This window comes from Mycolicibacter sinensis, assembly GCF_001667945.1.
GTDB classification, from domain to species: domain Bacteria; phylum Actinomycetota; class Actinomycetes; order Mycobacteriales; family Mycobacteriaceae; genus Mycobacterium; species Mycobacterium sinense_B.
In genome coordinates this window covers 46674-61581 of the sequence record NZ_LZJK01000153.1, presented here as the reverse complement: position 1 = coordinate 61581, position 14908 = coordinate 46674, and the positions used below count along the sequence as shown (strand labels likewise).

Annotated in this window: 12 protein-coding genes; 9 read left to right on the top strand and 3 right to left on the bottom strand. The window is 69.5% G+C overall.

What is annotated here, in order from left to right:
* The first annotated feature begins 21 nt into the window (after positions 1-21).
* The 5 genes from A5694_RS24195 (at position 22) to A5694_RS19890 (ending at position 7297) form a co-directional block, all read left to right on the top strand.
* Positions 22-1542: a hypothetical protein gene (locus tag A5694_RS24195; protein WP_165605206.1), complete on the top strand. Its 1521-nt coding sequence runs from the start codon at positions 22-24 to the stop codon at positions 1540-1542.
* 33 nt (positions 1543-1575) lie between these two features.
* Entirely contained in the window at positions 1576-2985 is a 1410-nt protein-coding gene (locus A5694_RS19905) for a phytoene desaturase family protein (RefSeq protein WP_064924052.1), read from the top strand.
* A gap of 160 nt (positions 2986-3145) precedes the next feature.
* Entirely contained in the window at positions 3146-4618 is a 1473-nt protein-coding gene (locus A5694_RS19900; RefSeq protein WP_109535770.1) for an ammonium transporter, read from the top strand.
* The gene (locus tag A5694_RS19895) at positions 4524-4862 is read left to right on the top strand and encodes a P-II family nitrogen regulator (RefSeq protein ID WP_064924031.1); all 339 of its coding nucleotides are present in this window, start codon (positions 4524-4526) and stop codon (positions 4860-4862) included. The genes A5694_RS19900 and A5694_RS19895 overlap by 95 nt, the downstream gene beginning before the upstream one ends.
* Positions 4863-4894: 32 nt before the next feature.
* Positions 4895-7297, top strand: a complete 2403-nt coding sequence (locus A5694_RS19890; protein ID WP_064924030.1) for a [protein-PII] uridylyltransferase — start codon at positions 4895-4897, stop codon at positions 7295-7297.
* A gap of 621 nt (positions 7298-7918) precedes the next feature.
* Here A5694_RS19890 and A5694_RS19885 read toward each other — a convergent pair.
* Both A5694_RS19885 and A5694_RS19880 read right to left on the bottom strand, forming a co-directional pair.
* Positions 7919-9100: a PPE family protein gene (locus A5694_RS19885; protein WP_064924029.1), complete on the bottom strand. Its 1182-nt coding sequence runs from the start codon at positions 9098-9100 to the stop codon at positions 7919-7921.
* A 28-nt stretch (positions 9101-9128) separates the two neighbouring features.
* Entirely contained in the window at positions 9129-9950 is an 822-nt protein-coding gene (locus A5694_RS19880; protein WP_064924028.1) for a PE family protein, read from the bottom strand.
* A 337-nt stretch (positions 9951-10287) separates the two neighbouring features.
* Between A5694_RS19880 and ffh the strand changes: the two genes are divergently transcribed.
* On the top strand, positions 10288-11847 hold the full coding sequence (gene ffh / locus A5694_RS19875; protein WP_064924027.1) for a signal recognition particle protein: 1560 nt from the start codon (positions 10288-10290) through the stop codon (positions 11845-11847).
* Position 11848: 1 nt separating this feature from the next.
* Positions 11849-12916, top strand: a complete 1068-nt coding sequence (locus A5694_RS19870) for an amidohydrolase family protein (protein ID WP_064924026.1) — start codon at positions 11849-11851, stop codon at positions 12914-12916.
* An 11-nt stretch (positions 12917-12927) separates the two neighbouring features.
* On the opposite strand, the gene A5694_RS19865 is transcribed toward A5694_RS19870, so the two are convergent.
* A complete protein-coding gene (locus A5694_RS19865) occupies positions 12928-13800 on the bottom strand; it encodes a D-alanyl-D-alanine carboxypeptidase family protein (protein ID WP_064924025.1) in 873 nt (290 codons plus the stop codon).
* A 37-nt stretch (positions 13801-13837) separates the two neighbouring features.
* Between A5694_RS19865 and A5694_RS19860 the strand changes: the two genes are divergently transcribed.
* Positions 13838-14257: a nuclear transport factor 2 family protein gene (locus A5694_RS19860; protein WP_064924024.1), complete on the top strand. Its 420-nt coding sequence runs from the start codon at positions 13838-13840 to the stop codon at positions 14255-14257.
* A gap of 154 nt (positions 14258-14411) precedes the next feature.
* A complete protein-coding gene (rpsP, locus tag A5694_RS19855) occupies positions 14412-14903 on the top strand; it encodes a 30S ribosomal protein S16 (protein WP_064924023.1) in 492 nt (163 codons plus the stop codon).
* Positions 14904-14908 lie beyond the last annotated feature (5 nt).

Below are 14908 nucleotides of genomic sequence, written 5' to 3'. Positions count from 1 at the left end.
GTCTCAGAAAGGTCAATCCCCATGAATCGTCGTCATCGTCGCGCTACCGGGCAGCGTGGTCGCACCGCGGCCGGCCGGTTCTGTCGTGCCGTGGCGGGCGCCGCAGCGGCGTTGGCGCTGGCGCTGACGCCCATGGCGACCGCGCCGTCGGCCCAGGCGGATTTCGACGTCTTCGACCCCGGCACGTGGTTCGACCTGTCGGCGTTCGATCAGGTCGACATCGGCATGGCCAGCGCCGATCCGATCGATATCGGCTCGGTCGACTTCAATGCCTTCGAGCCGGCCGACTGGGCGCAGCTCTACCAGGACGCCTTCTACCTCCCCATCCACGATGCCCTGGAGAGCTTCCTGCATAACGCCGGTAACCAGCTGCTGATCGACCTGATCAATACGCCGTGGGTGTTGATGTTCGGCCGCGATCTGATCGGCGACGGCATCGACGGCTTCAACGGCGTCAACAACTCGCTATTCGGCTGGCTCGGTCTGGGCGACCTCGGCGACGGCGGCTTCCTCTTCGGTGACGGGGGCACCGGTGCCGCCGGCGTGGCCGGGATCAACGACGGCATGGGTGGCGCCGGCGGCGATGCCGGCTTGTTCGGTAACGGTGGTGCGGGCGGTCAGGGAGCCGCCGCCTACCTCGCCACCGACGGCACGGTGGTCGAAGCCGGTGCCGGTGGCCAGGGCGGCTCGGGTGGCTTGTGGTTCGGCGACGGCGGTGCCGGCGGCCAGGGCGGTACCGGGTTCCACGACACGCTGGACGGCTCGACGCTGGTGTCGCACGACGGCGGCGACGGCGGGGCAGGCGGCGACGCCCTGGCCGGTTGGGGCTTCGGCGGAGCCGGTGGCCGCGGCGGGTCGGGTTGGGCCGGGGTCAACGGATCCGAGGTCACCGCACTCAACGGCGGTGACGCGGGCAACGGCGGTGTCGGCGGCAAAGCCGGCTGGTTCCTGGGTATCAGCGGTGACGGCGGTGACGGCGGCGCCGGTGGAGCCGGAGCGGCCGGTGCCGCCGGCACGGCTTCTCAGCCGATGGGCGGCAACGGTGGCAACGGCGGCGACGGCGGTCGCGGTGGAGCGGCCGGCGCCAACAACGCATGGATCGGCGGGGCGGGCAAGGCCGGAGTAGACGGTGATGGCGGCGCCGGTGGCGCGGGCGGTGCCGGCTTGAACAACCCGCTCGGCGTGGGAGGCCGCGGCGGCGACGGTGGCTCGGGTGGAGCCGCCGGTCACGGCACCACCGGTGGCACCGGCGGCGCCGGAGGCGTCGGCGGTGCCGGCGGCAGCGGCCTGACCGGTGCTAACGGCGGTCGCGGCGGAAACGGCGGCGCGGCCACCAACCTGGTGGACAGTGCCGGGGGTGCCGGGGGTGCCGGTGGCGCCGGCGGTAACGGCATCGTCGGTCCCGGCGGCGACGGCGGGCACGGGGGCAACGGCGGAGCGACCGACGGAGCATCCGGTAGCCCCGGTGCGGCCGGTCTACCCAACGACGGCGGGACGGGTGGCGCCGGCGGCGCCGGCGGTGCACCGGGCAAGCACGCCTAGCGCCGCCGGGTGCTGCCGGCCGGAGGTGTCGGCGTGAGCACAGCGATTGTGGTGGGCGGCGGGCCCAATGGGCTCGCCGCCGCCGTGACCCTTGCCCAGCACGGCGTGCAGGTCACTGTGCTCGAGGCCGCCGACGAGGTCGGTGGTGGCACCCGCAGCAGCGAAGCCATCCTGCCGGGCCTGCTGCACGACGACTGCTCAGCGATCCACCCGATGGCCGTCGGCTCCCCGTTCCTGTCCAGCCTCGACGTGGACCGCTACGGCTTGCGGTGGCGCTGGCCGCAAATCGATTGCGCCCATCCGCTCGACGACGGCAGCGCCGGGGTGCTGTACCGCTCGGTCGAGCAGACCGCCGCGGGCCTGGGCCGCGACGGCGGCCGCTGGCGCCGACTCTTCGACCGCCCGGTCGCCCGGTTCGATGCGCTCAGCACCGACATCATGGGCCCCTTGCTGCGACTGCCGCACCATCCACTGACCCTGGCCCGGTTCGGCGCGCCCACGATGCTGCCCGCCGCGGCGTTGGCTCGCTGGTTTCGCACCCCGCAAGCCCAGGCCTTGTTCGCCGGCGTTGCCGCGCACGCGTTTCGGCCACTGCATTACCCGATGACCTCGGCGATCGGGCTGGGCATCCTCACGGCCGGCCACCGGCACGGCTGGGCGGTGGCCGCCGGGGGATCACAGGCGATCGCCAACGCCATGGCCGCCGCGCTGACCGAGCTGGGCGGCACCATCGAGACCGGGGTGCCGGTGACCTCTGCGGCGGAACTGCCGCCCGCCGACGTGACGCTGTTCGACCTGGCTCCTGAGGCTGTGGCCGGGATCCTCGGTGACCGGCTGCCGCCGCGGGTGTCCGCGGCCTATCGGCGGTTCCGGCGCGGGCCGGGGGCCTTCAAAGTCGACTTCGCCGTCGAGGAGGGTGTGCCGTGGACCAACCCCGACGCCCGGCTGGCCGGCACCGTGCACCTGGCCGGCCCGCACCGCGAGCTGGCTGCCACCGAACGCGACATCCACGCCGGACGCATGCCCGAGCGGCCCTTCGTCCTGGTGGGTCAGCAGTATCTGGCCGACCCGCAACGCTCCGTCGGCAACGTGCACCCGGTGTGGACCTACGCCCACGTGCCCAACGGCTACACCGGGGATGCCACCGCGGCGATCATCGCCCAGATCGAGCGGTTCGCCCCGGGTTTCCGCGACCGCGTCATCGGCCACACCGTGCGCAGCACCACCGAAATGTCGCGCTACAACCCCAATTTCGTGGGCGGTGACATCATGACCGGGGCAAAAGACCTCCGCCAGTTGACCTTTGGCCCGCGCGTGACGCTGTCGCCCTACAGTACGGGCATCCCCGGCGTGTATATCTGCTCGGCGGCAACCCCACCGGGGCCGGGCGCGCACGGCATGTGCGGCGCCAACGCCGCTCGCCTCGCGTTGCGCCAGCTGTAGCGAACATCCCTGCTGTCGCGGCCCGCATACGGCCCTGCTGTGTGAGCAGGTTGTGACATGCCCGCAACAGCGCAGCGCTGCAGGCGAAACAACAACTCCGCATTGTTTGACCAACTTGGTCTACGTACCGGGCAGCTGGTCGGCGAGGAGGTCTGGACTCTTGGATCGTTTTCCGATTATGGGGGTGCCGGACACCGGCGATTCCGCCTGGATGCTGATCAGCGCCGCGCTGGTACTGCTGATGACACCGGGCCTGGCGTTCTTCTACGGCGGGATGGTGCGCGCCAAAAGCGTGCTGAACATGATCATGATGAGCGTCAGCGCGATGGCGGTGGTGACCGTGTTGTGGGTGCTCTACGGGTACTCGCTGGCCTTCGGCGACGACGTGGGCAATGTGCTGGGCCGCCCCACCGACTACTGGGGCCTGAAGGGCCTGATCGGTGTCAATGCCGTGCCCGTGGGTTCGGGCGGCACCGGCTCGGCGGTTGAGATTCCGGTCGTCGGTACGGTGCCGCAGAACGTCTTCGTCGCCTTCCAGTTGATGTTCGCGATCATCACGGTGGCCTTGATCTCGGGAGCGGTTGCCGATCGGTTGAAGTTCGGAAGCTGGCTGCTGTTCGCCGCTCTGTGGGTGAGCGTCGTCTATTTCCCTGTCGCGCACTGGGTGTTCGCGTTCGACGGAGCGGCGGCAGCCCACGGCGGCTGGATCGCCAACAAGCTGCACGCGATCGACTTCGCCGGCGGCACCGCGGTGCATATCAACGCGGGCACCGCAGCGCTGGTGCTTGCCGTCATCCTGGGCCGGCGCCGCGGCTGGCCCGCGGCGATGCGTCCGCACAATCTCCCGTTGGTGATGCTCGGAGCCGCCATGCTGTGGTTCGGCTGGTATGGGTTCAACGCGGGCTCGGCGGTCAGCGCCAACGGTGTCGCGGGGTCGACCTTCATCACCACCACGGTTGCGGCCGCCGCGGCAATGCTCGGTTGGCTGTTGGCCGAGCGAATTCGAGACGGGCATGCCACGTCACTGGGTGCGGCATCGGGAATAGTCGCCGGTCTGGTTGCCATCACCCCGTCATGCGCCTCGGTGAACGTCGTCGGCGCGCTGGTGATCGGTGTCGTCGCCGGTGTCGCCTGCGCTTTGGCGGTGGGGTTGAAATACCGTTTCGGCCTGGACGATTCCCTTGATGTCGTGGGGGTGCACCTGGTCGGCGGGCTGGTCGGCACCGTGCTGGTGGGTTTCCTGGCGGCACCTGCGACCGCCGCGATCGCAGGCGGTGCCGGCGTATCGCCCGGCTTGCTCTACGGAGGCGGTACACAGCAGTTGTGGCGCCAGATCATCGGCGCGCTCAGCGTTGCGGCCTATTCGGCGGTGGGCACAGCTGCCGTGGCATGGATCGTCAAGTACACCATCGGACTGCGTCTGGACGCAGAAGCCGAGGCCTCGGGCATCGACGAAGCGCTACATGCCGAAAGCGGCTACGACTTCGCGGTCGACGGCAGCCCGGCCCCCGCCTACTCCGCCGAAGAGAGAAGAGAGTATGAAGCTGATCACCGCGATCGTGAAGCCGTTCACGCTGGAGGACATCAGGACCGGCCTGGAACAGGCGGGCCTGCAGGGTATGACCGTCAGTGAGGTTCGGGGTTACGGGCGGCAGAAGGGCCACACCGAGGTCTACCGAGGGGCGGAGTATTCGGTTGACTTCGTCCCGAAGTTGCGGGTCGAGGTACTGGTCGACGACGTTGCGGTAGAGCAGATTCTGGACATCATCGCGCGGGCGGCGCGCACCGGAAAGATCGGCGACGGCAAGGTGTGGGTGAGCCCGGTGGAGACGGTGATGCGGGTGCGTACCGGTGAGCGCGGAGCAGATGCCGTATGAGATCCGATCCGAGTTGACCTCGGTGGGCCGCGATGACGCAACGCGAAGGGAACCCCGCCACACGGTCGGTGCGATCTTCCCGCACCACCATGGATTTGGCGCGGGCACGGGCAGCGCTTCGCTCGGAGTCCGCGGGCCGGCTGGACTCCGTCGCGCTGCGTGATGAGTGGCGACGGCTGCACGAGCGCTGGTTGACCGCGAAGGCGACGGAGATCGGCATCGCGGCGGACAGCGGATTCGCGATCGTCGCGACCGGTTCGCTGGGCCGGTGCGAGTTGCTTCCCCACTCAGACCTGGACCTGCTGCTGCTGCACGACGGCAAATCCGCCGACGCCGTCGCAGAGGTTGCCGCGCTGTTGTGGTATCCGCTGTGGGATGCCGGAGTTCGCCTCGACCACAGTGTGCGCACCGTGGCCGAGGCGATCGAGGTCGCCGGTGCCGATCTGTTCGCCGACCTGGGCATGCTGGACGCGCGCCATATCGCCGGTGATGAACGGCTCTCGACGCAGCTGATCCACGAGGTGCGCCACCGGTGGCGGTACGGAATCCGCTCCCGTTACAGCGAACTCATCGAAACGACGCACGCACGGTGGCGGCGTAGCGGCGAAGTAGCGCATCGCATCGAGCCCGACCTGAAATGCGGACGCGGAGGGTTGCGCGACGTGCAGTTGCTTGACGCGCTGGCAATCGCGCACCTTGCGGACCGTGCGACGGTCTGCCGCTTGGAGGCCCGAGGAGGTTTGGTCGACGCGTCATACCTCCGGCTGCTGGATGTCCGTACCGAATTGCATCGAGTCTCCGGGCGCGGACACGACCTGCTGATGGCCCAGTACGCCGACGAGATCGGTGCTGCACTGCGCATCGGCGACCGGTACGACCTGGCGCGCAGCCTGTCCGATGCGGCGCGCACCATCACTTACCGCGTTGACATGGGCCTGCGAATCGCTGCCAACGCTCTGCCGAGACGCGGAATCTCAGCGGTGCGGCCGCGGCTGCGGAGACCACTGGATGACGGCGTGGTCGCATTCGCCGGAGAGGTGGTACTGGCCCGCGACGCCCGGCCTGAGCGCGATCCCGGTCTGCTGTTGCGGGTGGCGGCCGCCTCGGCCCGCACCGGATTGCCCATCGCGCCAGCCACGTTGAGCCGGCTGGCTAGCGATGCGCCCGACCTGCCGGTGCCGTGGCCTCGGGAGGCCGTCGACGACCTTTTGGTACTACTGGGCGCCGGCCCGGCGACGGTGACGACCATCGAGGCGCTGGATCGCAGTGGGCTGTGGGGCCGGCTGTTCCCGGAATGGGCGATGATCCGCGACCTGCCGCCCCGCGACCCTGTCCACATCTGGACCGTCGACCGTCATCTCATCGAAACCGCTTCTCGGGCTGCGGCGTTCACAACCCAGGTGGCACGTCCGGATCTGCTGGTCCTTGCGGCTCTGCTGCACGACATCGGCAAGGGCCGCAGCGGCGATCACAGCCTGATCGGTGCCGAGCTGGTGGCCCGGATCGGTACTCGGCTGGGCTTGTGGCCCTGTGACGTCACGATGCTCGCCACTTTGGTGACACATCACCTGCTGCTGCCGAAGGTCGTCACCCGGCACGATCTGAATGATCCGAACGTCATCGCCTGTGTTGCGGCGGCACTGGGCGGAGACGTAGTGACGCTCGAGGTATTGCACGCGTTGACCGTGGTCGACGCGCTGGCCACCGGCCCGGAGGCATGGAGCGGCTGGAAGGCAACTTTGGTCACCGACCTGGTTCGACGCTGCCGCCTCGTGATGGCCGGTGAGCCGCTGCCGCAGGGCGACCCGATCGACACCGAGTACGTCGTGCTGGCGAAGGCGGGTGATGTACACGTGGATCTGCGCCGCGACCCCGGTGGACGCACCTACCGCGCGGTCATGATCGCCCCCGCCCAGCGCGGTCTGCTGTCGAAGGCTGCGGCGGTGTTGGCGATGAATTCGTTGCGGGTGCACGCGGCGACGGTCAACATTCGGGACGGGTCGGCGATCACCGAGTTCGTGGTGTCTCCGCATTTCGGCGCCCCGCCGGTCGCCCAGCTAGTTGGCGAGCAGCTCCGTCTTGCGCTCTCAGGCGGTATCGACGTCCAGGCCAGGTTGCAGCGACGTCGGGACGAATCGCACCGGATCACCTGCGGTGAGGTTCCCGCCGGCGTCCCGGCGAGCGGCCCGGCGGCCCCGCCTCGCATCTTGTGGTTCGACAGCACGCCCGGCCGGCTGATCGTCGAAGTCCGCGCCGCGGACCGCCCCGGCCTCCTGGCACGGCTTGCCGCGGCGCTGGAACGGGCCGGCGCCGACGTCGTGTGGGCGAAGGTCACCACCAGGGGATCGACGGCAGACGACGTGTTCTGTGTCGTCCCGCCGGCGCCGATGGATCGAACGGTGATCGAGAAGCATCTGCTCAGCGCGTTGGTCTGAAGCTCTACTTTTCGCCATTGTTCAGGCCGCGGCCCGCCGTTTTCTGATGCCGAGCGGACGTGGAGTTCATCGATATTGCGGGGGTACCGATCAATTGTCGCCCGCGCATGAAGCAAAGCCGCTTGCCAGTTTTCTGTATCGCGCGCGAGAGATGCCCACGAATTAATCCAATAACGATTCGGTAGTTTACGTTCTCGCGAAATTAGATGCTGGGACCGCGCAAGGCACTGGGTGAGTGAGCCGCTGGGAGTCAGGAACTTGCCAGGAATGACCCGTAGCGTGTGAGCACGGTGAAACACGGGCGAAACATCGCGACGATGCGCGACGGCAGCAGGATGACGCGTGCCGGGCTGGCCGTAGCCGGCGCGGTCTTGGCCGTCGGGTTCAGCGGTGTCGGCGCGTTCGGCACCTCGGCGGCGACTTCACCGCCGAGTCGGGCGGTAGCGGCGCCGAGCGCAGGTTCTCCCGGTCCTCAAGCGTGCATCATCGGCCTCAACTGCGGCTGCATCCGCCACCGAACCTGTCCGAAGTATCGACGTCCGTCGGCCCCCATACCTGAGCCCCAGATGGAGGGCGAGGTCCCCGCGGTGAACCGAGACCACGGGGTCGCTCCGGCCGCTGTCAGACGAACACCTGCTTGGGCATCACGGTCGGCTTGACGCCGTAGCGGGGCAGACCCGAACCGAACCCGGAGCGTCCGGCGCAGGCCGCTGATCCGATCCCGGCCGGTACGGCGTGCATCGGCGCTGCCTCCTCGGCGGCAGCGGTCCAGCCCGAGCCGGTCGATGCCGCGACTTCAGTGCTCGCCGTCGCCGACCACGAGGCTGGCACCGACACCTCGCCGACGGTGGCGGCCTGGCCCAGTCCGGCCACCACCGGCGCCGCGCCGGACGCCATCACCCCCGCCGGTTGCGCCATGCCGGCCAGGACCGCCGGGCCCAAGCCGGCCGCGAGACCTTCGGCGCCGGTCACGTCGGATACCAGGCTGGCCGGCCCGGCCAAGGCCAAGGTGTGGCCCAGCGACACCGCAGTCGGGATTGCGGTACACACAAACCATGCCGCGGTGTTCACGCCTCCGTTGATGGCGTTCGAGAACAAGGGGGTGCCCAGGAAGAGGTCGACGGCGTTGCCGAGGGGCATGGCCGTCGACGTCGACGAGGCCAGCGGTGAGCTGACCGTCTGCAACGCCCCCTGCAGGGTCGTCAGGGCGTGGGCCAGTTCCTGCTGGAGGCCCCCGGCTGCAGTGGCGCCGGCGACCGCCGATCCGGCCGGGTTGGTGGGCTGCGGCGCCGGAGAGATCGGCGACAACTCTGCTGCGCTGGCCGACGCGGTGCTGTAGCCGAACATGGCCAGGGTGTCCTGCGCCCACATCTCCAGGTAGTGGGCCTCGGTGGCCAGGATCGCCGGGGTGTTCTGCCCGAGCAGATTCGATGCGACCAGTGCCGCCAGCTGTGCCCGGTTAGCGACGATCACGGGCGGGGGCACCGTCGCCGCGTGGGCGACCTCGAAGGCGGCCGCCGAGGCCATCGCCTGCGAACTGGCATGGTGGGCGGCAGCGGAGGTGGTGTTCAGCCAGGTCAGATAGGGGGCTACGGCGGCGGTCATCGCCGCCGCAGCCGGCCCCGTCCACAGTTCGCCGGTCAACTCTGAGATCACCGCCTGGGCGGACGCTGCCGAAGCCTCCAGCTCGGCGGCCAGGCTGCTCCACGCCGAGGCGGCCGACATCAGCGGCCCGGACCGGGCCCCGCTGTACATCCAGGCGGACACGGTCTCCGGGGGGAGGGCTCCGAAATCGAAAGACATGCGGGTATCCGATCCTCGTCGGGCGGGGCTAGACCGCGGGCTGCTTGGGTACGACGGTGGGCTTGGCGCCATAGCGCGGCGCGCCGAATCTTCCGATGCCGCGGTCGCCGGGTGCCGCCGACGGCAGGGCGGCCGGTACGGCTGCCAGGCTCGGCGTGGCGTGCGGGGCGACTGCGCTCGCGGTCGCCGGACGGGCCGGAGTGGCGCCCGCCGCGGCGGCGCCTTCGCCGGCCCAGTTCGGCGCGGCCGAGGCGCCCATTGCGGTGGCCTGTGCCAACCCGGCCGGTGTCGCACCCACGCCGGCCGCCGGCCCCGCCGCGCCGGCCGGCATGGCCTGGTCGAACCCGACCAGGCTCCCTGCTTCGGCGGCGACCTCTTCGGGAAAGTCGAGAAGACCGCCGCCGGCCAGGCCGAGCAGGGCCGAGCAGGCAGAGGCCCAGTTACCCATTCCGATGTTGCCGATATTGGCGGCGTTGCCGGACAGCAGCGAAGAACTGCCGCTGGTCGGGACGCCGAGGATGTCGGTCAAGAACCCCTGGATCGCCGCGTCCAGCGACGTCGCGGACTGGTTGGTCGCCTCGGCGGTGGAGTACGCAACGGCGTTCTGCCCAAGGGCACCCACGAGCTGCTGGTGAACGACCGCCGCTTGGTCGCTGATCGACTGGTAGAGGCTGCCGTAGGTCGCGAACACCGCCGCCTGCAGTTGGGAGACCGGGTCCGTACCCGCCGGGGCAATGGCGGTGGTGGGGATTCGTATCGAGGCGCTCCGTGCGGCGAGGGCTTCGCCGATGCCCTGCAGCTCGCCCGCGGCTGAGGTCATTGCTTCAGGCGCCGCTTTCACAAATGACATGTGTTCTCCTCGGAGCGAATCGAACCGGAAACCGAGAGATCCGATGGGCTGACTGTCGATGCGAGGAAGCATTGCAGAATTAGAGCGACCGCAGTGATCGGTAACATTTAATTAGCAGCTGAGTGCGTATCTTTAACGAAAACAAGCGGAGCGTGAAAGCTCTGAAACCCTTGTTTAACGGGCGCGAATCTCGCGATTAACTGTGCAATTTATCTAACCTCGCGGTCATAATACGTGTTCGGGATATCGCGGTGGCGGCGTCCGCTGCACCACGCGGTCTGCCGCGAGGTCCCCTTCGCCTGCCGGCTCGCGCGGGGAGCAGTTATAGGCTGGCTGCGTGTTTGAATCGCTCTCCGACCGGTTGACCTCGGCCCTGCAGGGACTGCGCAGCAAGGGACGTCTGACCGACGCCGACATCGACGCCACCGCGCGGGAGATCCGGCTGGCACTGCTGGAAGCCGACGTGTCGCTGCCGGTGGTGCGGGAGTTCATCGGCCGGATCAAGGACCGCGCCAAGGGCGCGGAGGTCTCCGGTGCCCTCAACCCGGCCCAGCAGGTCGTCAAGATCGTCAACGAAGAGCTCATCGGCATCCTCGGCGGGCAGACCCGCACACTCGCGTTCGCCAAGACCCCGCCGACGGTCATCATGCTGGCCGGTCTGCAGGGCGCGGGTAAGACCACTCTGGCCGGCAAACTGGCCACCTGGTTGCGCGGCCAGGGGCACACCCCGCTGTTGGTGGCCTGCGACCTGCAGCGCCCGGGGGCGGTCAACCAGCTGCAGGTGGTCGGGGAGCGCGCCGGGGTCGCCGTCTTCGCCCCGCATCCGGGCACCTCCGCGCAGGCGCACGAGGCCCAGATCGGCATCGGTGACCCGGTCGCCGTCGCCGCCGCCGGCCTGGCCGAAGCCAAAGCCAAACACTTCGACGTCGTCGTCGTCGACACCGCCGGGCGGCTCGGCATCGACGAGGAGATGATGGCCCAGGCCGCCGCCATCCGCGACGCGGTCCAGCCCGACGAGGTGCTGTTCGTGCTGGACGCGATGATCGGCCAGGACGCCGTCACCACCGCCGACGCCTTCCGCGAGGGGGTCGGCTTCACCGGTGTGGTGCTGACCAAGCTCGACGGCGACGCCCGCGGTGGCGCGGCGCTGTCGGTGCGGGAGGTCACCGGCGCGCCGATCCTGTTCGCGTCCACCGGCGAGAAACTGGAGGACTTCGACGTCTTCCACCCCGACCGGATGGCCAGCCGCATTCTGGGCATGGGTGACGTGCTGAGCCTGATCGAGCAGGCCGAGCAGGTCTTCGACGCGCAGAAGGCCGAGGAGGCCGCCGCCAAGATCGGCACCGGGGAGCTCACGCTGGAGGACTTCCTCGAGCAGATGCTGGCGATCCGCAAGATGGGCCCGATCGGCAACCTGCTGGGCATGCTGCCGGGGGCGGGCCAGATGAAGGACGCGCTGGCCGCCGTCGACGACAGCCACCTCGACCGGCTGCAGGCGATCATCCGCGGCATGACGCCCGCCGAGCGGGCCGACCCGAAGATCATCAACGCCTCCCGCCGGCTGCGCATCGCCAACGGTTCCGGGGTCAGCGTCTCGGAGGTCAATCAGCTCGTCGACCGGTTCTTCGAGGCCCGCAAGATGATGTCGTCGATGATGGGCGGGATGGGTCTGCCCGGGCTCGGCCGCAAGAGCAGTACCCGCAAAGCCGCGAAGGGCAAGGGCAAGAAGGGCGGCAAGAAGCGCGGGCCCACCCCGCCGAAGGTGCGCAGTCCATTCGGGCCGGGCATGCCGGCCGGTTTCCCGGATCTGTCGCAGATGCCCGAGGGGCTCAACGAGCTGCCGCCCGGGCTGGCCGATTTCGACCTGTCCAAGCTGAATTTCCCGGGCCAGAAGTAGTTTGGCGCTCCACGTTCGCGGCCGCGGGCTGCCCGATGAGACTCCAGTGGAGTACTGGATCGTCGAAGGCCGGGTCAGCCTCGAGCCGGTCGACGGCGCCCAGACCGTCTTCGCTGACGGCTGGATCCTTCCGGGCCTGGTCGACGCGCACTGCCATATCGGAATCGGTCCGGGCGGCCCGGTCGACGCTGACGAGGCGCTGCGCCAGGCCGAAACCGAGCGTCGTGCCGGGGTGCTGCTGATCCGCGACGCCGGCTCACCGATCGACACCCGCGGCTTCGATTCCCGCGACGACTTGCCGCGGATCATCCGCGCCGGGCAGCACCTGGCGCGCACCAAACGCTACATTCCCGGGCTGGGCCTGGACGTCGACGACGAGGCTGAACTGCCGGAAGCCGTTGCAGCCCAAGCCCGTCGGGGCGACGGCTGGGTGAAACTGGTCGGGGATTGGATCGACCGGGGGATCGGCGACCTGGCGCCGCTGTGGTCCGACGACGTGCTGAAGTCCGCCATCGATGCCGCGCACGCCAACGGGGCCCGCGTCACCGCGCACGTCTTCGGGGAGGATGCTCTGCCGGGGCTGATCAACGCCGGCATCGACTGCATCGAGCACGGCACCGGTATCACCGACGACATCATCGCGCTGATGCTGGCCCACGGCACCGCGCTGGTGCCGACGCTGATCAATATCGAGAACTTCCCCGGGATCGCCGATTCGGCGGCCAGGTACCCGACCTACGCCGCGCACATGCGGGCGCTGCATGCCAGCTGCCGCTCACGGATCGGCGCCGCCCGAGAGGCCGGGGTGCCGATCTACGCCGGCACCGACGCCGGCGGCATGATCTCCCACGGCCGGATCGCCGACGAAGTGCATGCCCTGACAGGTGTCGGGCTCAGCGCCACCGAGGCACTGGGCGCGGCCTGCTGGGCGGCCCGGCGCTGGCTGGGCGCGCCGGGGCTGGAACACGCCGCCCCGGCCGACCTGCTCTGCTTCGCCGAGGACCCGCGCGGCGGGCCGGACGTGCTGGGCCGCCCGGATCTGGTGATGCTGCGCGGCCGGGTGTACTGAGTCGCGCCGGCCTACAGGCTGCCGACGCCGCCGGAGAGCGGGCCCTGCGCGAAACCCCAGTCCAGCAACGCGGCGGCCTGATCCCAGTAGGTCGGGCCACCTTCGTGGATCAGCCCGTACATCATCGCGACCACCAACCGGCGGCCGTCACGCGCTGCCGCGCCGACGTAGGTCTTGCGGGCGGCGTCGGTGAAGCCGGTCTTGCCGCCGATCGCACCGGGGTAGCGGGCCAGCAGCTCGTTCATATTGACGATCGGCCGCTCGCCGGACTCGGTGGGAAACATCGCCGAGGGCTGCGCGGTGATCTGGGCGAACGCCGGGTTGGCCAGCGCCGCCCGGAAAATGGCCGCCAGGTCGTGCGGGGTGGTTGCGCCGGGGCCGCCGGGGCCGTCGAGGCCGGACGGCGTGCTGGCGTGGGTGGCGGTGGCGCCGACCGCGGCAGCCTTGGCGTTCATCTTCGCCACGGTCGCCTCCGGCCCGCCGAGCATGTCCGCGAGCGCGTTGGCGGCGTCATTGCCCGACACCAGCAGCAGGCCGTCGAGCAGCTGGCGCGCGGTGTAGGCGTGGCCGGGTTTGATGCCGACACAGTTGCACTCCACCTGCGTGTCGGCCGGGCTGGCGACCACGGTGTCGTCGAGGTTCAGCTCGTCGAGCGCCACCAGCGCGAGCAGCACCTTGATCGTGCTGGCCGGCGGGGTGACGGCGTACCCGTTCTGCTCGGCGAGCACCTGTCCGGAGTCCAGGTCGGCGATGAGCCAGTTCGGGGCGGGGCCGGCCGGAATCGGTGCCGAACCGAGGGGCTGGGCGACATCGGCGGAAGCGGTCACCGCGGTAGTGACGAACACGGTCAGCACAGCCGCGAGTGCGGCCAGAATTTTCCGCATGGCCGGTTACCTTACCGGCGTGGTGTTGAATCGAGGAATGCTGAGCCAGGCCGAAATGTCGGACCGGTGGCAGATCCAGCAGCTGCTGGTCGACTACTCCACCGCCATCGACACCCGCAACTTCGACGACCTCGACGCGGTCTTCACCGCCGATGCCTACATCGACTACCGCGCGATGGGCGGTATCGACGGGCGCTACCCGCAGGTGAAGGCCTGGCTGGCGGAGGTGCTGCCGAACTTCGCCGGCTACGCCCACATGCTGGGCCTGCCGTCGATCCGGGTCGACGGAGACACCGCCGCCGCGCGCACCTTCTGCTTCAACCCGATGGTCTTCGGTGGGGAGCAGCCGGCGACCATGCTGCTGGGCCTGTGGTACGACGACGAGTTCGTCCGGACCGACGGCGGTTGGCGGATGACCCGGCGCGTCGAGACCAAGTGCTTCGAGAAGCTGCCCTGAGGCGATTTCGGCGCAACGGGCCGGTTCTGGCACAATAGGCGGCTGTCCGCCGTGCGGTTACGTACCGCGCAGTGGTCATACACGCGAGGCAAAACCGGACACCGGCAAATCCGCCGGTATCGCTGAATTGCAGCGTGCTACCCAGGAGTGACTCATGGCTGTCAAGATCAAGCTCACCCGGCTCGGCAAGATCCGCAATCCGCAGTACCGCATCGCGGTCGCCGACGCGCGCACCCGCCGGGACGGCCGCTCCATCGAGGTCATCGGCCGCTACCACCCGAAGGAAGAGCCGAGCCTGATCGAGATCGACTCGGAGCGCGCCCAGTACTGGCTGTCGGTCGGGGCCCAGCCCACCGAGCCGGTGCTCAAGCTGCTGAAGATCACCGGTGACTGGCAGAAGTTCAAGGGCCTGCCCGGCGCCGAGGGCAAGCTGAAGGTCAAGCCGGCCAAGCCGAGCAAGCTGGAGCTGTTCAACGCCGCGCTGGCCGAGGCCGAGGGTGGTCCGACCACGGAGGCCACCACCGCCAAGAAGAAGAAGGCTCCCAAGGCGGGGGAGGCCAAGAAGGCCAAGGACGAGGCCACGGCTGAGGACGCCCCGGCCGAGGCCCCGGCTGCTGAGGCCGCCGAGCCGGCCGCCGAGAGCTGAGCGCG

Excerpts from the sequence above, each read along its gene's own strand:
- A5694_RS24195 (WP_165605206.1), top strand. The coding sequence starts at position 22 with ATGAATCGTCGTCATCGTCGCGCTACCGGGCAGCGTGGTCGCACCGCG.
- A5694_RS19895 (WP_064924031.1), top strand. The coding sequence starts at position 4,524 with ATGAAGCTGATCACCGCGATCGTGAAGCCGTTCACGCTGGAGGACATC.
- A5694_RS19890 (WP_064924030.1), top strand. The coding sequence starts at position 4,895 with ATGACGCAACGCGAAGGGAACCCCGCCACACGGTCGGTGCGATCTTCC.
- A5694_RS19885 (WP_064924029.1), bottom strand. The coding sequence starts at position 9,100 with ATGTCTTTCGATTTCGGAGCCCTCCCCCCGGAGACCGTGTCCGCCTGG.
- A5694_RS19880 (WP_064924028.1), bottom strand. The coding sequence starts at position 9,950 with ATGTCATTTGTGAAAGCGGCGCCTGAAGCAATGACCTCAGCCGCGGGC.
- A5694_RS19865 (WP_064924025.1), bottom strand. The coding sequence starts at position 13,800 with ATGCGGAAAATTCTGGCCGCACTCGCGGCTGTGCTGACCGTGTTCGTC.
- A5694_RS19860 (WP_064924024.1), top strand. The coding sequence starts at position 13,838 with ATGCTGAGCCAGGCCGAAATGTCGGACCGGTGGCAGATCCAGCAGCTG.
- rpsP (WP_064924023.1), top strand. The coding sequence starts at position 14,412 with ATGGCTGTCAAGATCAAGCTCACCCGGCTCGGCAAGATCCGCAATCCG.